This window comes from Rhizobium sp. BK275 (assembly GCF_014193555.1).
GTDB lineage: Bacteria > Pseudomonadota > Alphaproteobacteria > Rhizobiales > Rhizobiaceae > Rhizobium.
In genome coordinates, this window is record NZ_JACHZL010000003.1 from 274,299 (window position 1) to 289,438 (window position 15,140).

At 59.2% G+C, this 15,140-nt stretch carries 11 protein-coding genes, 1 tRNA gene and 1 pseudogene; 8 read left to right on the forward strand and 5 right to left on the reverse strand.

The window, feature by feature from the left end:
• Positions 1-182: 182 nt before the first annotated feature.
• The 3 genes from FHT82_RS11235 to wrbA form a co-directional block, all read right to left on the reverse strand.
• A complete protein-coding gene (locus FHT82_RS11235) occupies positions 183-1,967 on the reverse strand; it encodes an adenylate/guanylate cyclase domain-containing protein (protein ID WP_183729945.1) in 1,785 nt (594 codons plus the stop codon).
• A gap of 354 nt (positions 1,968-2,321) precedes the next feature.
• A tRNA-Leu gene (locus FHT82_RS11240) sits at positions 2,322-2,407 on the reverse strand.
• A 150-nt stretch (positions 2,408-2,557) separates the two neighbouring features.
• Positions 2,558-3,154, reverse strand: a complete 597-nt coding sequence (gene wrbA, locus FHT82_RS11245; protein ID WP_183729948.1) for an NAD(P)H:quinone oxidoreductase type IV — start codon at positions 3,152-3,154, stop codon at positions 2,558-2,560.
• Between the two features lie 221 nt (positions 3,155-3,375).
• Here wrbA and FHT82_RS11250 point away from each other — a divergent pair, with 221 nt between their 5' ends.
• The 6 genes from FHT82_RS11250 to FHT82_RS11275 all read left to right on the forward strand — a co-directional run bounded on the left by FHT82_RS11250 (position 3,376) and on the right by FHT82_RS11275 (position 11,499).
• Entirely contained in the window at positions 3,376-4,152 is a 777-nt protein-coding gene (locus FHT82_RS11250; RefSeq protein ID WP_183729951.1) for a competence/damage-inducible protein A, read from the forward strand.
• Between the two features lie 100 nt (positions 4,153-4,252).
• Positions 4,253-5,095 carry a universal stress protein gene (locus FHT82_RS11255; RefSeq protein ID WP_183729953.1) on the forward strand — a complete coding sequence of 281 codons (843 nt, stop codon included), beginning with the start codon at positions 4,253-4,255 and terminating at the stop codon, positions 5,093-5,095.
• A 169-nt stretch (positions 5,096-5,264) separates the two neighbouring features.
• Positions 5,265-5,762 carry a xanthine phosphoribosyltransferase gene (gene gpt / locus FHT82_RS11260; RefSeq protein ID WP_007812968.1) on the forward strand — a complete coding sequence of 166 codons (498 nt, stop codon included), beginning with the start codon at positions 5,265-5,267 and terminating at the stop codon, positions 5,760-5,762.
• Positions 5,763-6,012: 250 nt separating this feature from the next.
• Positions 6,013-6,603, forward strand: a complete 591-nt coding sequence (locus FHT82_RS11265) for a hypothetical protein (protein ID WP_183729956.1) — start codon at positions 6,013-6,015, stop codon at positions 6,601-6,603.
• A 583-nt stretch (positions 6,604-7,186) separates the two neighbouring features.
• Complete coding sequence (locus FHT82_RS11270; RefSeq protein WP_183729959.1) at positions 7,187-10,999, forward strand: vitamin B12-dependent ribonucleotide reductase; 3,813 nt, start codon at positions 7,187-7,189, stop codon at positions 10,997-10,999.
• Positions 11,000-11,277: 278 nt separating this feature from the next.
• Entirely contained in the window at positions 11,278-11,499 is a 222-nt protein-coding gene (locus FHT82_RS11275) for a hypothetical protein (protein ID WP_183729962.1), read from the forward strand.
• Positions 11,500-11,641: 142 nt separating this feature from the next.
• Here FHT82_RS11275 and FHT82_RS11280 read toward each other — a convergent pair whose 3' ends face one another.
• Complete coding sequence (locus FHT82_RS11280; protein WP_183729964.1) at positions 11,642-12,367, reverse strand: DUF2270 domain-containing protein; 726 nt, start codon at positions 12,365-12,367, stop codon at positions 11,642-11,644.
• A 254-nt stretch (positions 12,368-12,621) separates the two neighbouring features.
• Positions 12,622-12,821 (reverse strand): annotated as a pseudogene (locus FHT82_RS11285) (aldo/keto reductase); the annotation flags it as partial.
• 180 nt (positions 12,822-13,001) lie between these two features.
• Here FHT82_RS11285 and FHT82_RS11290 point away from each other — a divergent pair.
• Complete coding sequence (locus tag FHT82_RS11290) at positions 13,002-13,673, forward strand: response regulator transcription factor (protein ID WP_183729967.1); 672 nt, start codon at positions 13,002-13,004, stop codon at positions 13,671-13,673.
• A complete protein-coding gene (locus FHT82_RS11295; protein ID WP_183729970.1) occupies positions 13,673-15,007 on the forward strand; it encodes a HAMP domain-containing sensor histidine kinase in 1,335 nt (444 codons plus the stop codon). Before FHT82_RS11290 ends, FHT82_RS11295 begins: the two co-directional genes overlap by 1 nt.
• Positions 15,008-15,140: the final 133 nt, after the last annotated feature.

Below are 15,140 nucleotides of genomic sequence, written 5' to 3' on the forward strand. Positions count from 1 at the left end.
GCGCCGCCCTCGCTTCAGGATACCTTGAAAGCATACTCCCCCGAGTATCAAGGGGACACTCACATTCACCGGCGGTACAAGCGCCGAGCAGCAACCACGGATATCTCGCTACGCCAATCCACGGCTTTCTTGTCGCGGTGTTGCGGGGATCTGGCGCTGCCAACTGTCGAGAGATGTGGAATTCAGCCAAGGTTCCTGCGTTTCTCCAGGTCGCTGGCCGTTGAGACGATCTCGCCGGCACCCGCCTTGATCAGCCCCTCGCGGATATGCTGCGTATCGGATTCTTGGGTGTAGTGCAGCGTAGCGAGGAACGGCTCGATGCTGAAGTCGGGCGCAAGCGCTTTGACCTGCTTCATATGTGCGGATGCGGCAATATCGTCGCCGAGCCAGCCATAGCAGGCCGCGACGAAAGCGTGCTGGACGTGGTCCATGGCGGAAAGATGCATGAAGGCCTCGATCGCCTCGCCATATTGCCGGGCGGTGAAATGGGCCTTTCCGAGGTGACTCCAAAAACGTGCCGGATGATGCGGGTTGAGCCGCATGGCCTTGCGGATCCATTCGACTCCTTCTTCCGGCCGGCCGAGCCAGGTCAGCAACTCACCCTGCTGAACCACCACCAGGTCGTAATTGGGGTTGAGCGAGAGGGCGCGCTCCTGATGATATCGTGCCGTCGTCAGCTGGTTGTTGTTGACATTGACCGCGGCGAGAATGCGATGCACGTCGGCGTCGTTGTCGTCGAGCGCAAGCGCCCGCTCCAGCTCGGAATTGACTTGCGCCCAAGCCGCATCTTTGTCACTGCACCAGCCATTCACCCAGGCCTGCCCGAGGATGCAAGCCCGCCAGGCATGGGCATGCGCATAGCCTGGGTCGAGTTCGATGGCCCTGTCGATCAGCGCCTGGGCTTGCTCATTGTCCGAGGCGCTGCTTCTATGGTGCAGCACCTTGGCCGCGAGCGCACACTCGTAGGCGGCCATGTTTGCCGGCTTCGTGCGTGCGAGTTGGTCTCGCTGGGCCGCCTCGACGCGCCCGGGAAGCGTGGCGGCGATCGCGGCCGTCACCTCGTCCTGGATGGCGAAAATGTCGTCGAGTTTGCGGTCGTATTTGTCCGCCCAGACATGGGCATCGTTGACCGCATCGATCAACTGGACCGTGACGCGCACCCTGTCGCCGATTTTCCGTACGCTGCCTTCGACCAGGTACTGGGCGCCGAGCTTCTCGGCCACCTCGCGCACATTGACGGGTTGGTTCTTGTAGACGAAGCTGGAGTTGCGCGAGATGACGAAGAGCTCGTGGCGGCGCGACAGTTCGGTGAGGATATCCTCAGTCAGGCCGTCGGCGAAGAACTCCTGCTCGGGATCGCCGCTCATGTTGTTGAAGGGAAGAACGACGATCGTGGGTTTGGAAGCGGTCCGCCTGGCGCCCGCAGCATCCGCCGCGGGCGCCAGGACGGTGTCATCGACCCCGACCCGATAAAGGTGAACCGGACGGCTGATATTCTTCAGTGCCTTCTCGCCAAGATCCTCGATGGCCACTTCGAGTCGGTCGGCAATTTGCGTCGCCACCGCGGCCGTGATGCAGATGCCTCCGACATCGGCCAGTTGTTCGACGCGCGCGGCAATGTTCACACCATCACCGAAAATGTCATCGTCGTCGAAAATGATATCGCCGACATTGATGCCGATCCGGAATTCGATCCGTCGATCCTGCGGCACGTCGGAATTGCGCCGCTTCATGCGCTGCTGGATTTCCACGGCGCATCTCACAGCGTCGGTCACACTCTGGAATTCGACCAGCATACCGTCGCCCGTCGTCTTGATGATGCGGCCCTCGTTCTTGGCGATGGCAGGGTCGATCAACTCTATCCGGTGGGTTCTGAGGCGGGCGAGCGTGCCTGCTTCGTCCGCCTCCATCAGTCGGCTATAGCCTGCCATGTCGGCCGCCAGGACTGCTGCTAGTCTTTGTTTCATCGATTTGCCAACAAAGGATTCGCCATGACCAGACCGGAATTGGCGGTCTCGGCCCATTCTACCGCAGGCCGTTGCGATCACCTATCTAAATTAGCGTCAACTGATGATGCGAGGCGGGCAAAGCAGCCAGCGCTTTAACATCCGTGAAGATAGATGAGGCCTATACTTTCTTTGCAAAATCGACCATGTCTGCAAGGCAACAAGCAGTCCGGGAGTTTGTTAGAAATCCATCCAACAACGTTATGGCCTGTTTGGCCTAGTCTCCGCGTCCGCGCCCCGGCTGCCCCTCCCCCAGGAAATATCGGGATTTCTGTTCGAGGGAGGATAAGCTGCTTTTCAAACGATAATTCAATGTGGTGCGAGCGACGGGGATCGAACCCGTATAGCCTAAGGCCGAGGGATTTTAAGTCCCTTGCGTCTACCAGTTTCGCCACGCTCGCGCGCCGTCCAGATCAACGACTTGGGCGGATTCGTCAAGACAATGTTTGCGTGGTGTTGCGACTGCTCGGGAAACCTGTCTCGGATATCGCTGTCCCAAAATAAAACGGCGGCCCGAAGGACCGCCGTTCAGAGAAAGATTTAGACTGAACTCAGGCGAGCTTTGCAGTCATCTTGGCGACGTGCGCGCCCTGATACTTGGCAGCTTCGAGTTCGATTGCCGAAGGCTGGCGGGAGCCGTCGCCGTTGGTGATGGTGGATGCGCCGTAGGGCGAGCCGCCCTTGACTTCTTCCGTACCCATCTGGCCCTGGAATGCATAGGGAAGGCCGACATAGGCCATACCCTGATGGAGGAAGGTTGGAACGAAACCGAGGATCGTCGATTCCTGGCCGCCGTGCTGGGTCGCGGACGAGGTGAACATCGAGCCGACCTTGCCGACGAGCTTGCCGGTGAACCACAGGCCGCCCGTCTGGTCCCAGAAGTTGCGCATCTGCGATGCAACCGTGCCGAAACGCGTGCCGGCGCCGACGATGATCGCATCGTAGTCAGGCAGTTCGTCGACGGTGGCGATCGGCGCTGCCTGATCGAGCTTGTAGTGGGAGGCCTTGGCGACTTCTTCGGAAACCAGTTCCGGAACGCGCTTGACAACAACTTCAGCGCCGGCGGACTTCGCGCCTTCGGCTACGGCATAAGCCATGGTTTCGATGTGGCCGTAAGCCGAGTAGTAGAGGACGAGAATCTTCGCCATTGTTATCTCCAACGAGGACTGGTTGAATTTCGTGACCGCGACCGTTCTACCAGTGCGTCCGGTTCAACATAGTCCTGCACGCAAGAACTCACTGTTCACCGCCTGTAGACGAAATTTCACTTGCCGTTTCGTTTCGACCCTTGGGCCGCGTCGCTTTGCCGTTTGCAAAGTGGCCAAACGGCGCTACCTATTTCCGAGCTTCACACTACGGAAATATCCCCATGAGCAATGAGACCGTCGTTACCGCCGCCGTGCTAGCCATCGGCGACGAGCTTCTTTCCGGCCGCACCAAGGACAAGAATATCGGCCACCTCGCCGACATGCTGACCATTTCGGGCATAGACCTGAAGGAGGTGCGCATCGTTGCCGACGATGAGGATGCAATCGTCGCGGCGCTGAATGCGCTTCGCGGCAAATACGATTATGTCTTCACCTCGGGCGGTATCGGGCCGACGCATGACGATATCACCGCGGATGCCGTCTCGAAGGCTTTCGGCGTGCCCTGCGAGCATGATACGGCGGCGATGGCGCTGCTTGCGGAAATGTACAGGCGCCGCGAAATGGAATTCACCGAGGCCCGCCAGCGCATGGCGCGCATGCCGCGCGGTGCTGCGCATATCGCCAACCCGGTTTCGACAGCGCCCGGCTTCGTCATCGGCAATGTCTATGTGATGGCCGGCGTTCCGCAGGTCTTCCAGGCCATGGTCGACAATGTGCTGCCGACGCTGAGGACAGGCACGCCCGTCCTGTCGCTCGCTATCGCCTGCCCCTATGGCGAAGGCGAGATCGGCACGCCGCTCACTGCGATCCAGAAGGCACATCCGGAAACCAGCATCGGCTCCTATCCCCGGTATGTCGGGCAGAAATTTTCGACCGAAATCGTCGTGCGCGGTCGCTCGCAGGATGTGATCGAGGCTGCGGGTGCGGACGTGCGGGCCATGATCGAGGATATCAGACGCAGGAAGGACATTGCCGAGAACTATCAGGCGGAAGCGTGAAGGAGGTTCTGCGGTCTTGATCCCGGTCAAGGAACCGCAGCGCGTCCCGGCGCATTTCTTTCCTCGCGGGCCATTATTTCAGCCGCAAAGGAGAATTGATATGTCTTATAAAACCATTCTCGCCATTCTGGATACAGCAGACAATAGCGGCGCCGTTGCCGATTTCGCCTTTGCCATTGCCGCTGAAAGCGGCGCCCATGTGATCGGCCTGCATGCCGAAACGATCGCCGCCGTGCCGCTGCTCGCTCCAATGGAAATTCCCGATCCGGTCGCCGTGCAGGCGCTTCAGGATATGGCCCATTCCGAAACTGTCGAGGTCGAGCGGATTTTCCGCGCCCGTGGCGAGGCTTCCGGTGCTTCCTTCGAATGGCGCGCCTTTGCCACATCGACGGGATACGGCTCGGCGCCGCTGATCGAAAGCGCGCGCAGCGCAGATCTGCTGATCGCCTCGCAGGCCGATCCGGCAAGGCCCTCCGACAGTCATGTTGATGTCGATGACTTCCTGTTCGAAAGCGGCCGCCCGGTGCTGATGATCCCCTACATCATTCGCCAACCGAAGCCGATCAAGCGCGTGCTGATTGCCTGGAACGGCTCCAAGGAAGCCACACGCGCCACTTTCGACGCCCTGCCGATCCTGAAGGCTGCCGAAGCGGTGGAGATCTTCTCGGTCGATCCGGCCGAAACGGCCACGCAGTCGCCAACGACAGCCGGCGCGGAGATCGCCGCAACGCTTGCCCGTCACGGCGTGAATGTAACGCTCGCCACGGCCGCAAGCGGCGACAAGAACGCCTCGCACATCATCGAGAACCGGCTTTCGGACGACAGTATCGACCTTCTCGTCATGGGCGCCTACACGCATTCCTGGCTGTGGCAGGCGATCTTCGGCGGGACGACGAAGACGCTTTTGCAGTCCATGACGGCGCTGACATTGCTCTCGCGTTAAGCCCGCTCTTGCCTTTTGCCTCCAAATCCCGCTAATTGCGGCGACCGATGATATCAGGCTTCGGCATCCATCGCGCAGTTCCGGCTGCGCGATTTGCGTTTTGCCAGCCGATGTCCCCTCGGTCGCCGGCAAACGGCGTGTCGTTTTTTTCATGCCGCGGAGCAGCCCGATGTCCCTTCCCGATAAAGCCTTTCCCGTTTCCTGGGATCAGTTCCACCGCGATGCGCGCGCGCTTGCCTGGCGGCTTGCCGGCCTCGGCCAGGAATTCAAGGCGATCGTCTGCATCACGCGCGGCGGCCTTGTTCCGGCGGCGATCATTTCGCGCGAACTGAACATCCGCCTCATCGAAACGGTTTGCGTCGCCTCCTATCATGACTACGTCAATCAGGGCGACATGGTGCTGCTCAAGGGCATTGCGCCCGAACTCATGGAAAACGGCGGCGAAGGCGTTCTCGTCGTCGACGATCTCACGGATACCGGCAAGACCGCCGCCCAGGTGCGCGGCATGCTGCCCAAGGCGCATTTCGCCTGCGTCTACGCCAAGCCCAAGGGCGTGCCGACGGTCGATACCTTCATCACCGAAGTCAGCCAGGACACCTGGATCTACTTCCCCTGGGATATGGGCTTCACCTACCAGGAGCCGATCGCCAAGGGCGCCCGCGGCTAGAGTATTCTCTTTGTTTTCACGCAATTCCGGACGCGAAACCGCTACGCACTTTTGCTGGAATTGCTCTAACAGCGCAAACACGAGCAACCTCCAGTTTTACGACCGGAAATTGTCCCAATTTTTGTCTCCCCGATAGCGGATTCCAGCCCCGTTCGGTAACGTCCGTTTTATTTTATTAGCATAGCGTCAGGCAACTACCGGTCGTAGAGGCCGGATACAAAGTGCGGCTGAATGCGGTTGGGGAAGCGCAATGGCATGCTGGGGCAAGATTCGAACGGCAGCAGCCTTCGGGCTGATCTGCTGCCTGTTTCCTTATACGCCTGTCGGGGCTGAGCCGGCCTATATCGGCGTTGTGCGCGACTATGTCGAAAAGCTGGTCCGGCCGATGGTCGAGGCTCCTGTCGTCATGAAGGCGATCGAGGAGCAGAACGCCAAATTCGGCGATGTCAGCGAGATGGACATGCGGGTGCTCGACGAAACTTACCGGGCGGAGGTCGCGCAGGGCGACTTCCAGATGGTCAAGGCGCTGATGGCTAAATCCATCTCGCATTATCTCAAATCGAAGCAGGACGATTCGCAGGGAGCGATCATCGAGTTCTTCGTCACGGACCGCTACGGGCTGAATGTCGGCCAGAGCACCATCACGACGGACTACTGGCAGGGTGACGAGGACAAGTTTCTGAAAACCTTCGCCCTCGGTTCGCAGGATATCTATGTCGGCCGGGCTGAGCGCGACGAGTCGACGCAGCATCTGGAGACTCAGGCGAGCTTCGTCGTCACCGACGAAAAGGGCAAGCCGATCGGCACCGCGACCGTCACGATCGCCATCGACGCCCTCTAGAAACTGCTGATTTCTCTCAACGAATCGATAAGCGCATTTACGTCGTAAAAGCCACCCTAACTTTTGCCGCACTCGATTTTTCTGACATTCCGCTGCTTCCGTCATTAAACCGCCGCCGCAAGCCCTTGTATTTTCAGGCTTACCCGTGTTTTCCCCAGTCTCCACAAGGACATCCACAAGATGTTGTGGTTAGCAAACGGTTACGTTCCACCCCTTGACGGAATCAGCCGTTTCAAACTTAATGTTTCAGATGTTGCGGCGGCGACTGAACCGGAGGTAACGAGCCCGGTTCTCCCAAGGAGAATTGAACGCGGAATCAGGGTGTTGAACCGTCGAAAACGGTGACGCCCGTAAGGTTTTTTGCGCCTTTTTCTAGCCTCAAAAAGCGATATCGAGGACTGGTAAAATTTAGCTGTTAACACTATATTTAGCGTTTGCAGCCAGCCTCACCACAAGATACAGGAAAGACATCTTTGGATGACATCCTGTCACAAGACGGAACGAGCACCGGCTGCACGAAGGGACAACGTGTAGCCGGAAGGGAATTTTGCGCCCTTTCGGGTGCCAACAAGAGGTTAAGGACATGCGCATCGAACGTCGGTTTACGAAGGCTGGTCAGGGCGCCTATGCGGATATCGAATTCCGCAAGGCGACGAGCGAGATCAAGAACCCTGACGGCTCTATCGTCTTCCGCCTCGAAAACATCGACGTTCCCGCGCAGTTCTCCCAGGTCGCGACAGACGTTCTGGCGCAGAAATATTTCCGCAAGGCCGGCGTCCCGGCCCGCCTGAAGAAGGTCGAAGAGAACGATGTCCCCTCCTTCCTGTGGCGCTCCGTTGCCGACGACGCGGCGCTGAAGACCCTGCCAAAGGACGAACAGACCGGCTCGGAAACCGACGCGCGCCAGGTCTTCGATCGTCTCGCCGGCACCTGGACCTATTGGGGTTGGAAGGGTGGCTACTTCTCTTCGGAGGAAGATGCCGCAGCCTTCAAGGACGAGCTTGCCTATATGCTCGCCACGCAGCGCGTCGCCCCGAACTCCCCGCAGTGGTTCAATACCGGCCTGCACTGGGCCTATGGAATCGACGGCCCCGGCCAGGGCCATTTCTATGTCGACCCCTTCACCGGCAAGATCACCAAGTCCAAGTCGGCCTACGAACATCCGCAGCCGCATGCCTGCTTCATCCAGTCCGTCGAAGACGACCTCGTCAACGAAGGCGGCATCATGGACCTGTGGGTGCGTGAAGCCCGTCTCTTCAAGTACGGTTCGGGCACCGGCTCCAACTTCTCCATGCTGCGCGGCGAAGGCGAGAAGCTTTCCGGCGGCGGTCGTTCCTCCGGCCTGATGAGCTTCCTGAAGATCGGTGACCGCGCTGCCGGCGCCATCAAGTCTGGTGGTACGACCCGTCGCGCGGCCAAGATGGTCGTCGTCGACATCGACCATCCTGACATCGAGGAATATATCAACTGGAAGGTCAAGGAAGAGCAGAAGGTTGCCGCTCTCGTGACCGGCTCCAAGGTCGTCGCCAAGCATCTGAAGGCGATCATGAAGGCCTGCGTCAATTGTGAAGCCGACAATGGCGATTGCTTCGACCCGGCCAAGAACCCGGCTCTGAAGCGCGAAATCCGCGACGCCAAGAAGTCCCAGGTTCCGGAAAACTACGTCCAGCGCGTGATCCAGTTCGCCCGCCAGGGCTACAAGGACATGGAGTTCAAGACCTACGACACGGACTGGGATTCGGAAGCCTATCTCACCGTCTCCGGCCAGAATTCCAATAACTCCGTCTCGATCAAGGACAACTTCCTGCGCGCTGTCGAGGAAGATGGCGATTGGAACCTGACCGCCCGCAAGGACGGTAGGGTCATGAAGACGCTGAAGGCGCGCGATCTCTGGGAAACGATTTCCTATGCCGCCTGGGCATCGGCCGATCCGGGCATCCACTTCAACACGACGATGAATGACTGGCACACGTCGCCGGCCGGCGGCCCGATCCGCGGCTCGAACCCGTGCTCGGAATACATGTTCCTCGACGACACGGCCTGCAACCTTGCTTCGCTGAACCTCCTGCAGTTCAAGGACAAGGCCACCAAGCGCATCAATATCGGCGACTACGAACATGCTGTTCGCCTGTGGACCGTCGTGCTCGAAATCTCGGTCATGATGGCGCAGTTCCCGTCGAAGCGCATTGCCGAGCTTTCCTACGAATACCGCACGCTCGGCCTCGGCTACGCCAATATCGGCGGCCTGCTGATGTCTTCGGGCATCCCTTATGACAGCGCCGAAGGCCGCGCCATTGCCGGCTCGCTGACGGCAATCATGACCGGCATCTGCTACGCGACCTCGGCCGAAATGGCTGCCGAACTCGGCCCGTTCCCGAACTACGAGCCGAACCGCGAGCATATGCTGCGCGTCATCCGCAACCATCGCCGCGCCGCCCATGGCGAGAATGCCGGCTACGAGGCTCTCTCGGTTAACCCGGTCGCGCTGATCCATCAGGAAAACCCGGACCAGGATCTGGCAGCCCATGCAATGGCTGCCTGGGACAGGGCGCTGGAACTCGGCGAAAAGCACGGCTACCGCAATGCGCAGGTTTCGGTCATCGCACCGACCGGCACGATCGGCCTCGTCATGGATTGCGACACGACGGGCATCGAGCCTGACTTCGCGCTGGTGAAGTTCAAGAAGCTCGCCGGCGGCGGCTACTTCAAGATCATCAACCGCGCCGTTCCGGATGCGCTGCGCACACTCGGCTATTCGGAAAGCCAGATCGCCGAGATCGAAGCCTATGCTGTCGGCCACGGCAACCTGAACCAGGCTCCGGCCATCAATCCCTCGACGCTGAAGGCCAAGGGCTTCACCGACGAGAAGGTGGAAGCCGTCAATGCGGCTCTGAAGAGCGCCTTCGACATCAAGTTCGTCTTCAACCAGTGGACGCTCGGCGCGGACTTCCTGAAGACCACGCTGAAGGTCTCCGACGAGCAGCTCACCGACATGAGCTTCAGCCTGCTCGACCATATCGGCTTCTCGAAGAAGGATATCGAGGCCGCCAACATTCACGTCTGCGGTGCGATGACGCTGGAAGGCGCACCTTTCCTCAAGAAAGAACATCTGCCGGTCTTCGATTGCGCCAATCCCTGCGGCAAGATCGGCAAGCGCTACCTCTCGGTCGAAAGCCATATCCGCATGATGGCGGCTGCCCAACCCTTCATCTCGGGTGCGATCTCCAAGACGATCAACATGCCGAACGAGGCAACGGTCGAGGATTGCAAGAACGCCTATATGCTCTCCTGGAAGCTCGGCCTGAAGGCGAACGCGCTTTACCGTGACGGCTCCAAGCTGTCGCAGCCGCTCAACGCCTCGCTGATCGAAGACGAGAGCGACGAGGATGCGCTGGAAGATCTGATCCAGCAGCCGCTCGCCGCCCAGGCCGTAACGGTCACCGAAAAGATCATCGAAAAGGTGATCGAGCGTGTTTCCCGTGAACGCGAGAAGCTGCCGAACCGCCGCCAGGGCTATACCCAGAAGGCTGCCGTTGGCGGTCACAAGGTTTATCTGCGCACCGGCGAATTCGGTGACGGCCGCCTCGGCGAAATCTTCATCGACATGCACAAGGAGGGTGCAGCCTTCCGTGCGATGATGAACAACTTCGCCATCGCGATCTCGCTCGGCCTGCAATATGGCGTGCCGCTGGAAGAATATGTGGAGGCCTTCACCTTCACCAAGTTCGAGCCGGCCGGCATCGTCATCGGCAATGACGCGATCAAGAACGCAACATCGATCCTCGACTACGTGTTCCGCGAACTCGCTGTCTCCTACCTCGGCCGTCACGACCTCGCCCATGTCGATACGTCGGATTTCTCCAACACGGCGCTCGGCAAGGGTATCCAGGAAGGCAAGACGAACCTCGTCTCGACTGGCTGGACCCGCGGCTACAAGCCGACGCTGGTCTCCAACACCGGCAGCGACCGTCAGCTCGGCGAGCCGAAGGGTGCGGCAACGGCAGCCCCAGCCCGCGCCTCCTCGAGCGGTTCGGTAACCTCCTTTGCAGGTGCAGCCGCCCGCAAGCTGGAGCCGACAGTCGCCATCTCCACCTCCGAAATCGTCGCCTTCAAGCGCGATTACGAAGAGCGCGCCAAGGAGCTGGCTGAAGAGATTGCCGAGGAAGTGCTCGAAGAAGCAGGCGCAGACGCAACCGCCCTCTTCTCCGACAAGGCCGCAGCCGACGCTGCAACCGCCAAGACGGAAGCCAAGAAGGTAGAGGCTGAACGCCGCGCTCGCTCGATCATGCAGGGTTACACAGGTAATATGTGCAGCGAGTGCCAGAACTTCACGATGGTGCGCAATGGTACCTGCGAGAAGTGCGACACGTGCGGTGCGACGAGTGGTTGCAGCTGATTTTTTCGGAAAATCCTGGCCGCCGCCACTCGTTTGAAGCGCGGTCATTGAAGTGAGCTAGAAATTGAAATGGCCGGACCCGAAAGGTCCGGCCGTTTTCATATCGGTGTCGTGCCCACTCAAACATCATACGGGCGACGATTTCCTTGAATAATCCGAAGAAATCGTCTCCCGCGCAAGGCAAACCGCGTCCGATGGACTTGTCATGTCCTCACGAACCTGTTGCCGTTCCTTGGATGCGGGATAAAGATATTGATGGTGTCTTACCGGAGGCCCCAGTGAAAATCGCACTCGCATGCATTGTTTTTGCGGCGATGTTGGTGGGAGGCGTAGACTTTGCCGACGCCCGCCGACGAGATCGCGATGAAAACAGTCCTCGCAGAACCTGCGAGCAGATGCAGCAGCGATTGTCGCATACTTCAGGTGGCAAGAGGCCCGGCAACGAAGTGGAAAAAAAGGCGAAGATGATGGAGCGCATGCGGAAGCGAGGGTGCATTTGATATGCGCCTGAAAGCAGGCACTATAGCGAGGATCATGACTGTATGGCGATGCAGCTATGTTCACCGCCGGTCGATCTCGGCGACCGAATGCCGGGCGGCGAAGGGAGAATTCATCCTGCACTAGTCCGGCATTGCCAGACGATCAGACATGCGCTTCGCCATGGGGAAAATCACCATCGTCCAACTTGCGGCGTAGTGTGCCGCAGAGAATGACGACATAGAAGACAGCCACCATCGTGATAACCGGCCAGCCGGAAATCGGTCCGAGTGCCGCGTTGTCGACAATATAGCTCCACGAATGTGCCAGCTCTTGCGGCGCGCCTTCCGCTTGCAGCTTTGGCGTCGAGATCTTCAAGATCCATGCCATCAGCAGAATCGCATACATCCAGCAATAATTCCGCCGCAGCCGCCGCTGCATAGCCTCGAAATAGCCGAGGAGAAGCCGCGGTGCACGCAGGCTCTTGGCAATCGATAGCGCCCAATCGGGATTGAGCTCGGCTTCGGGCATCAAAATCTGCGCAAAATAGCTGCGCTCCAGTTGCCGCACCCGCGCCCGATAAACGTCGAAGAACCGATAACGTCGCGCCTCGATCATCAGCAGCAATGTGATCAGCATCATGCCAAACAGCAACACGCCATGATGGGACGTTGGTGTCGACAAGGACACGGAGAGCAGCGCCGCCACGACGGTGATCGCCCAGTTCGACGTCCGGTCGATGCGGTCCCGCCAACTGGTCATCCGCGCGAGCTCGCCGCGGTAATAATGGTTCAGCGTGTTGGTGATTTCCCCCGTGGTCGTGGGTAGCGGCGGCCGTTTAATGTCCGTGGCGCTATCCAGGAGATGGGATGTAGTGAGCTCGGTGGCCATCGTTGTTTCCTCCTCGCATTTACTCTTTCTCGCAACGGTCTTATGGCCTGCCGCTGCTGCGAAGGAATATCTTGCTCCTTCAACCCCACCATCGCAAAAGCTATTCAAAAGGTTTTAACAAGCAGCGCGGTCATTGAAGTGAGCTAGAAATTGAAAATGGCCGGACCCGAAAGGTTCGGCCATTTTCATATCGGAATACTGATAGAAGCAATGAGGCTTGGGCCGGATAGGCTCGGCCTCGCCCAGGGGGATCCGAAACGACGCGGTGCTTCCGGCTTGTTTCGACGATGCTGTCGATCCGATCCAGCACGTCAGACGTCAGCTTGCTCTCGTGCGAGACAGCGGCGAGATTGTCCTGCAACTGGCTCGCGCGCGAAGCGCCGAGGATGACGGTCGAGGCGTTTTTGTTGGCGAGGCACCAGAGAAAAGCGAGATCGGTCATCGACAGGCCGATCAGAAAACAGCTCCAGGCGCCACGCGTCTGGAGTCTTTATTCAGAGCGGTCGGCAATCTCTCATGGGATCCGCTGTATTCGACTCGCAGCGCCCCCACGTCCTCCCCTCGTTCTAACGCTCGCGCCGTAATCCTGTCACAATAGTCGTCGTGAACATAGGATCAGAAAGGTGGACGAGACATGAAGATCCTGTTGGTCGAAGACGAAACAAGGCTGGCGGAAGCGATTGCGGCCTCGCTCGGCAAGAACGGCATCACGGTGGACCACACCGCTTTCCTTGGGGATGCAATCGAACTCGCTCGACAACAGACCTACGATGCCATCGTGCTCGACAGACGCCTGCCGGACGGCGACGGCATTACATTCATCCCTTGGTTACGAAGCTCCGGCGTCGTAACGCCGGTCATCGTCCTGACGGCCAGAAACGAACCGAAAGAAAGGGTCGCAGGCCTGGACCTCGGCGCCGACGACTACCTGGGCAAGCCGTTTCTGATGGAGGAGCTTTTCGCTCGACTGCGCGCGCTATTGCGACGCCCGTCGGGCCTGGCGGAGCCGTCCATCGTGGTCGGACGGATCACCGTGGATCCGATCCGGATGGACGTCATGGTCGGCGAGCTGCAGCTCGACCTGCCTCGTCGAGAGCTGATGGTGCTCGTTACCCTTGCGAAGCGAAAAGGTAAGACCGTCCTCAGATCGGCGCTGGAAACCGAAATATACAATTACGAAGAGACGATCCAATCCAACGCGCTGGACGCTCACGTGTCGCGACTGAGAAAACGCCTGGCCGACGCGGATGCCGGCGTGTCCATCCACAACATCCGCGGGGTCGGATACCTGCTTAGGGAACATTGATGCGATTTCCGAATACGTCGTCGCTGTGGTGGAGACTGAGCTGGCAGCTCAGCGTGCCATTCGTCGTCATCACGGCAACGGAGATCGTCGGTCTGAGCATTTATGGGGCGATGATCCATTCTCCGAACGTCGGTATGCAGCACCGGCTTCTGAATGCCCTGGAGGGGTCCTTGAACTACGAACCTGGACGAGGACTTCGCATCAAGGACAGCGAAGAGCTCACAGCGTTGAAGAATGATACCCCCAATCTCTTTTTCTACGCTGCGGCCCCAGACGGAACGGCTGTGGCATATGGGAACATTCCACCTGCGTACACACAGCTCACCAAGTTCGTGCCGCTTATCAAGGACGCCGATATTCGCGACACGTCGGCAAGTGGCCCGGTGCCAGCTTCAGTCGACGACATTGAGATCAATACGACCGAGATCAGGGTGCTTTATGGCGGTCGCAACGGAAGCGAGTCGACATTCCTTGCGATACTCGGCAGCGCATATCCGATCTACGTGCCTCTGCTCGCGTTTACTTTGCCCGCCCTCTTCTTCGCCGTGCCGCGACTGGTCAGGCGTTCGCTCTTAGGGCTGAGCCACGTCGTACAGAAAGCGCCGGAGATCGACCCTCGCCAGCCAGGATCCCGGCTGCCGGTGGATCGGGTTCCGAGCGAGGTCGTTCCGCTTATCCATGCGTTCAATTCCGTCCTGGAGCGCCTCGAGCAGCAGTTCGCAGCCAGAGAACGTTTCCTGATCGACGCCGCACACGAGCTCCGCACGCCGATCGCCGTCATGCAGACGCGTATCGATACGACCCTGGAAGGAAGCACACGCGAGACCATGATGGATGACATCGGGCGTCTGCGGGAGACGGCGGAGCAATTGCTCGACTTCGAACGGAGCGAGCAGTCTCCGGAGCCATATGAACAAGCCGACTTGGTAGAAATCGCCAGGAACGTCGTCGCCGACCAAGCCCCGCTTGCCATAAGAAATGGATATGAGATCTCGTTCGACAGTGACGTGGACGAGCTTTATCGCCTGGTAAGTCGGTCGGCGATGGCACGCGCCATAGGCAACCTTGTGCGCAATGCGATCGACCATGGCGGAAATAGCGGCGCGATATCGGTTCGCGTGTCCGAATGGGGAGGCATCTCGGTCTCGGACGAAGGCCCGGGAATTCCAGCAGCGCATCGAGACCTCGTGTTCGAACCATTCTACAGGGTCACACCACGGAGCACGGGTGCCGGCCTCGGATTGAGCATCGTGAAGCAGATCGTGACCCGTCACCGCGGGAGTGTAACTCTCGAAGGTAATCCGACAGGGACCACGGTGACCATCAGCCTGTGACAGATACAGCGATCAGCTCCCCGCTCTGACGCGCGGTCAATGAAGCGCAGTAAAAATGAAATGGCCGAACCAAAGGTCCGGCCATTTTCGTATTGGAATAAAGACAAGGGCAAAGATACCCGATCTGGCTTTG

Coding starts and splice junctions, on each gene's coding strand:
- FHT82_RS11255 (WP_183729953.1), top strand. CDS start 4,253: ATGTCTTATAAAACCATTCTCGCCATTCTGGATACAGCAGACAATAGC.
- wrbA (WP_183729948.1), bottom strand. CDS start 3,154: ATGGCGAAGATTCTCGTCCTCTACTACTCGGCTTACGGCCACATCGAA.
- FHT82_RS11295 (WP_183729970.1), top strand. CDS start 13,673: ATGCGATTTCCGAATACGTCGTCGCTGTGGTGGAGACTGAGCTGGCAG.
- FHT82_RS11280 (WP_183729964.1), bottom strand. CDS start 12,367: ATGGCCACCGAGCTCACTACATCCCATCTCCTGGATAGCGCCACGGAC.
- FHT82_RS11250 (WP_183729951.1), top strand. CDS start 3,376: ATGAGCAATGAGACCGTCGTTACCGCCGCCGTGCTAGCCATCGGCGAC.
- FHT82_RS11270 (WP_183729959.1), top strand. CDS start 7,187: ATGCGCATCGAACGTCGGTTTACGAAGGCTGGTCAGGGCGCCTATGCG.
- gpt (WP_007812968.1), top strand. CDS start 5,265: ATGTCCCTTCCCGATAAAGCCTTTCCCGTTTCCTGGGATCAGTTCCAC.
- FHT82_RS11290 (WP_183729967.1), top strand. CDS start 13,002: ATGAAGATCCTGTTGGTCGAAGACGAAACAAGGCTGGCGGAAGCGATT.
- FHT82_RS11265 (WP_183729956.1), top strand. CDS start 6,013: ATGGCATGCTGGGGCAAGATTCGAACGGCAGCAGCCTTCGGGCTGATC.
- FHT82_RS11235 (WP_183729945.1), bottom strand. CDS start 1,967: ATGAAACAAAGACTAGCAGCAGTCCTGGCGGCCGACATGGCAGGCTAT.